Source organism: Bradyrhizobium sp. CCBAU 45389 (genome assembly GCF_028128625.1).
Lineage (GTDB): Bacteria > Pseudomonadota > Alphaproteobacteria > Rhizobiales > Xanthobacteraceae > Bradyrhizobium > Bradyrhizobium liaoningense_B.
Genome location: NZ_LBIY01000007.1, coordinates 1 through 5,460 on the forward strand (window position 1 = coordinate 1; position 5,460 = coordinate 5,460).

Annotated in this window: 2 protein-coding genes and 3 pseudogenes; 3 read left to right on the forward strand and 2 right to left on the reverse strand. The window is 59.6% G+C overall.

Going from position 1 to position 5,460, the window contains the following annotated elements:
• Positions 1 to 113 (reverse strand): transposase (locus tag XH79_RS05385; RefSeq protein ID WP_271580973.1); only part of this gene is annotated, 113 nt, incomplete at its 3' end.
• A gap of 703 nt (positions 114 to 816) precedes the next feature.
• On the opposite strand from XH79_RS05385, the gene XH79_RS05395 reads away from it, so the two are divergent.
• The 3 genes and pseudogenes from XH79_RS05395 to XH79_RS05405 all read left to right on the forward strand — a co-directional run.
• The gene (locus tag XH79_RS05395) at positions 817 to 1,371 is read left to right on the forward strand and encodes a hypothetical protein (RefSeq protein ID WP_271580972.1); all 555 of its coding nucleotides are present in this window, start codon (positions 817 to 819) and stop codon (positions 1,369 to 1,371) included.
• 494 nt (positions 1,372 to 1,865) lie between these two features.
• Positions 1,866 to 3,080 (forward strand): annotated as a pseudogene (locus XH79_RS05400) (IS256 family transposase).
• Between the two features lie 707 nt (positions 3,081 to 3,787).
• A pseudogene (locus XH79_RS05405) lies at positions 3,788 to 4,177 on the forward strand (transposase); the annotation flags it as partial.
• Positions 4,178 to 4,567: 390 nt separating this feature from the next.
• Here the strand turns inward: XH79_RS05405 and XH79_RS05410 are convergent.
• A pseudogene (locus XH79_RS05410) lies at positions 4,568 to 5,340 on the reverse strand (ISL3 family transposase); the annotation flags it as partial.
• Positions 5,341 to 5,460: the final 120 nt, after the last annotated feature.

A 5,460-nucleotide genomic window follows, 5' to 3' on the forward strand; every position in this document is an offset into this window, starting at 1 on the left:
ATCGTCGCCTCGGAAACACCGTGCTTGCGAGCCAGGTCGGCTGTCTTCGCCCCAGCCTCATGCTCCTTCAATACCGCAATAATCTGCTCTTCCGTGAACCTTGCTCGCTTCATCTGTCCGTCCTTCTTCGGGCCGGACTCTAACTCCTTCTGGAGGAAATACGCAGTGGCAGGTCACATCAAGCGCATGCTCGTGTCACAGTCAACTACCCGCGTAGGCAGTTGATCGAAACGACAAACATAGGACAAATTGGTTCAAGCGCGGATCGAGGCAGGTGGCTGGACCGCATAAGCCGAGCTGCTAGGGACTCCAGATCTATGCCATGGCTTGACGAGGAAACGCAATTTGCCGGCGAGAGCTGCCGTGTATTGACCCGTTATGTCGTTCGACCGAAGCATTTCGTTCTCGGGTTGACCCAGGCGAACGGAGCCTGATGGCCCTTCAGTTCCATCGCGCTTGTCAAAGACATGGAGATATGGAGTGCGAGCAGCGACGGCTATTCGTTCGTGATCAGCTTCCAGAGCCCGACTGGTCATGGCTTTCGCGGCAGGTTGGGCTACGTCGCCTCATGGCGCCCGCTTGACCGGAGCCGTGGCTCGATCAGGGTTCTCGGCTCGCCGCTCCAAAGCTTCGCTGACGCCGAGAATTCGTGCAACAGTATGCTGAATAACTTCCGAGACCTGAACTGATTTCCAGTCGCTGAGAACTTGGACCCTCGTCAACTGCCGCAGTCGCTCCGAGCGCCGCCCAGGATACTCGATCGAATGTCACCGCTCACTCCTTATGTAAAGATGTTGGAGTACATGCAGGGAGCCGATGCAGACCCAGTCGATCTTTAGGAAGCGGCATTCGGGTGATGAGTGGTGGACAATGAGCAGTAGACCGCTTGAAAATGAGTACGACAGTGAGGAAGCCGAAGCGATCGCGGCGGCCCTGGACCTCACGCCCGATGAATTAAATGAGATCGAGTATGCGATACACGAGATCGCCAACGACGACGGGTTAGTTTACGCGTACGGCGTAGAGATCAAGAAATGCGCCCCGCAGTACATCCTTGACAAGCTTGCGCCGCTGCCCAGGCGAGGCAACTTAGTGCTGATCCATCTGCCCGGATACGCCTACGACGCAGATCAAGAGCAAATGGAAATAGAGATGGCGAGGATAACGGTTTACAAAGTAGAGCTCTACAGCATCGCTACGGATGAAGTGGTTATCTCTCGGCGCATGGCCACCCACAAGGGAGCGGCCAAGATGGGAGGGTGGACGATTGAAGGCACGGGCCGTCTAGTTGACGTAGCGGACCTAGAACCCGGAGAGGAATGGACAGCTCGCGACTTTGATCCCACCGGATATGGTGGTGCTCAGGACTGAACATCCGCCCATTTGGCTAGTGATAGGTCCGCTCGCGCGCTGAGACCCACGGAAATCCACAATATATCATTGCTAGCTTCATGCTAGACGCCAAAGAGGCGACACACGAATCGCTGTGGTTTCGCTCGTTATCAAGGGCAATCAAGATGGTCAGTATTCATTAGTACGGATCGCTGGCGTATGGCCGCGCGTTGCTTTCGTTTGCCCGAAGGGCAGCTGACGTTGTCTTAACAATCCGGCTCTGACTTCGAACCGTTTTAGCGCCAGAAAGCCAAACAAGCTCGGCCGAAAGCTGTGTCAATGGGAGCATTCCAGCTATCTTGGGACGCCAAACACCATGCGCCATGTTCGATGCGGAGCGCTTGTTCGTACGACCGCAGTCGCTGCTGCTGATCAGGTTGGCTGGTGCTGTAGCGGGAGTGGTTGGAAAATGAGGGCGGCGCAATCTCCAGCTTGGACCAACAAGCGATTCCGGCGTTTCAGCGCCGGTGGAGATCACACCACGACGAAGATTATCACGACGCCTTGTCTGCCCAGCCCGAAAGCGGAGGACTGAGCAGCTTTTCGACACCGGTCCGATCGAAGCTGGCCTTCGTGAGCGAGCCCGAGAATGCCTGCAAGCGATGTTCGAAGCTGAGCTCAACGAGGTGCTGGCGCGCTCGCGGTATGCCCGACGGGCGAGGCCGGCGAGCGGCGATTCGGAGGCCATGCCCGCCGCCACTGGTCACCGTCACGGGCATCGATCGCGCTCGCTGCTGGGCACGTTCGGGAAAGTAGAGATCGCAGTGCCGCGCGCCCGGTTGAATACGTCCGACGGCAGGACGACCGAGTGGAAAAGCGGCGCCCTGCGGGCCTACCAGCGCCGCACGCTGGCCGCCGATGCGCTGATTGCCAGCTGCTACCTTTCCGGCACCAAAAACACGCGCCGTGTGCGCCGCGCGCTCAGCGCCCTGTTTGCTGGCGCTGTCGGCAAGGACCCGCTGAGCCGGGTGTCGCGCGAGGTGAAGAGCGACTGGGACGCATGGAATGCCCGCTCGCTGGCCAATGAACCGATTGTACGGCTGATTCGCGACGGCACCGTAGTGCGGGTGCGGCTCGACCGCAAGGCGACCGCCATCTCGTTGCTGGTCGTCATCGGTGTGCGCGCCGACGGCCAGAAGATCCTGCTCGCAATCAAGGCCATGGGCAGCGAGAGCACCGAGGCCTGGCGGGCCGTGCTCGCCGATCTGATCCGGCGTGGGCTGCGGCGGCCCGAGTTCCTCATCGTCGATGGCGCGCCAGGGCGAGGCTGCGATCGCCGCGGTGTGGAACGGCGTTCCGGTCCAGCGCTGCACGGTTCACCAGCACCGCAAGCTGGCACATGCTCCCGAGCATGAGTAGATCACCGCCGACTACAACGACATGATCTGCGCGGCGACGCGCGAGGAAATCGAGGCTGGCGCAAGGCCTTCATCCGCAAATGGCGGCTCAAGCATCGCGCGGTCCCCGACAGTCTGGAGGAAGCCGCCAGGGCCTGTTCACCTTCACCCGGCTGCCGCCGAGCCAATGGAAAACCGCACGCACCGCGAATGTCATCGAGCGGCTGCACGAAGAGTTCAAACGACGGATTCAAAACGCAGACCGTGCTGCCATGAGCGGACACCGCAGCCATGTTGTTCTGAACCTTGCTCGCCTCCGGCCAGATCAACATCCGCAACGTCGATGGCTGAACAACCTTCGCCACAAAGCCCATCGATCAGCCAATTGACCTTGCCGCATGATCTGGTAGCTTCACGTTGCTGCAGATCGCGCCACGAATCCCAACCACATTCCGGCCGGCACCGGTTGGCAGCAGCCGTGTGCACTCCACGACAACATACTTGGGAATGCTGTCTGTCCACATGCTAGCGATGCTACGCTCTCGCTAACCGCAGTTGCGACGGACGCGGAGTCCATTCCTCCGCTCAGCTCCACAGCGTTTGCGCAGAAGGCCGTGGGCCGCGAACGAACAACTGCCTGAAGAGTATCAGAAAATTCAAGGACAAGATTTGCTCTCCTCTCGTCCAGAGAGCTCAGGGCTGATGAAGTTGTCGCGCCGTACTCAAACGACGTTTGCGATCTGTCGACGTACAAGGTAGCGCCAAGAGTCAGCAGATTAATGCCAGCGCAGGCCTGTCGCGCAGAGTAGAACGTTCTCATAGATAGATGATGGGCTATGATGTCTGCATCAATCGTTCCCGATTTATCCAAAAGATCCATGAAATCCCAGGAGAGCGAAACCGTGCGAGTGCGCTCCTCCACGTGGAAGTAAATTGGCCTGCTCGTACACGCAACCGAGGGCCCCGGCGAGCCCCCTCGATCACAATAAATCGAGCGGCCAGTACATGCATTTCTGGTAGTGCTGACGAAACTGATTCGTAAACGCATGGTACGCCAGTCGGACGAGACGACGCGCCGCCTGATGACAGTTCCTGGTGTCGGCGTGTCACCGCCTTGACGTTCCGTCATACGATCGATGACCCATCTCGTTTCCGATCGGCCTCGACAGTCGGCGCCCATCTTGGCCTCACAGCTCGGCGCAACCAATCTGGTGAAACTGACACTAGCGGGTAAAATATCCCGATGGGGCGACAGGCTCCTCCGAACGTACCTTTACGAGGCGGCGATAGTTCTGACTTATCGAACAAAGAAATGGTCCTGCCTCAAAGCCTGGGGAATGAAGCTTGCGAAGCGCATCGGCATGAAAAAGGCAAAGGTCGCAATCGCCCGCAAGATCACTGTCATCCTCCACTGCATCTGGGTCGACGGCACATCATTCGACGGGGGCAACGCGCCGGCCCGACCTTTTTTGCAGGGCTCCTGGCCCGGTCCGCCGGGCTGGCGATGTCCCGCTGGGACGGTGGTCGTGGTGACCTCGGTCAATCGGCTGGTGGTGGCTCGTCCGCACCCCGTTGCAAACAATGAGGCACACGATCCGGACATCATCACGAGGCGCTTGCGACCTCGGAAAGGACCATGACCCCAGCGACGGGCAACTAATCGCATTGAAACGAGGCGACAGGTAATCAGCCTACTACCAGGAGCTGGCTATAGATCCACCAGCCGCGCTCGCCTCGTCTGCGCAACTCCGATCTGCTCCGCCGGGGCGAGCGCTACTACTTCTTATGGCTTCAAAAAGAAAGTTGACAACAACCCGCAATTAAAGAGCAGATTGACAATAGCCCTCATACTTGAGGCGCTCGGCGGCTGTCAGGAGATTGGGACCGATGTAGTCGCAACGATGACGAGGCGGATCTGACGCATCGATTTCCGGACGCCTTGAGGAAGGTTTGGCCGCCGCTTCGCCATATTCTCCACCACGGTCTCGGGCGACGATCGCGATCGTGGGATGAGCAAGCCAGGCTTGCGCGGTCGTGGGCTCACGATCCGGCAGCGGGGTCACGATCCGGCGTCGTTCCAGATTGCAGATGATGCTGGCGCATCGGTGATTGCGCCGCCAGGCTCAATCATCAACCGATAACCCTGAGCGGGCCAGCCAGGGGACGGCGACGGCGTCGGACCACGCGCAGGAGCGTATCCTTACTTACCGGCAACATCAGCCGTTTTGCGAAGGCTGCCGCCGGTCGACCGCCAAGCGCCAGACCAAGGTGATGGACGATCGAGCCCAACCTTGCCGTGCGTCGCGCCGACGGAGCCAGTATCCCTTCGGCGAAGCCCTCGGCGAAATATATAGCGCCCACACAGGACGGCGTCGCAGCGGAAGCGGCGGGCGATCCCCGGGAGCTCTACGATCCGCCCGGAGAGCGGCAGATCGGTCACGCGTCGTCGATACCGGCTATGGACACGTCGGGAAACCGTTCCCCACGACGGACATAGGCCACACGCTTCTGGGCGCTCGGACCGTAATGACAACTTTGTCACCCTCCTAGCACGGCTCTCTACAACGAACCCACGCGGCACCAGACTGGAGCGGTGGAGTGCTTGCTGCATGGCGCTGATTCTCCCCAATCAAAGCGCCAGACATCCTCCACACTGCATCGTAAGTGAGAAGAACGCGCGCTCGAGCCCGCCCGCACCAATATGCACGATGATCGGATTGCTGATCGCTGC

Bases quoted from the DNA above. Each gene is read 5' to 3' on its own strand.
- XH79_RS05395 (WP_271580972.1), top strand. From the start codon at position 817: ATGCAGACCCAGTCGATCTTTAGGAAGCGGCATTCGGGTGATGAGTGG.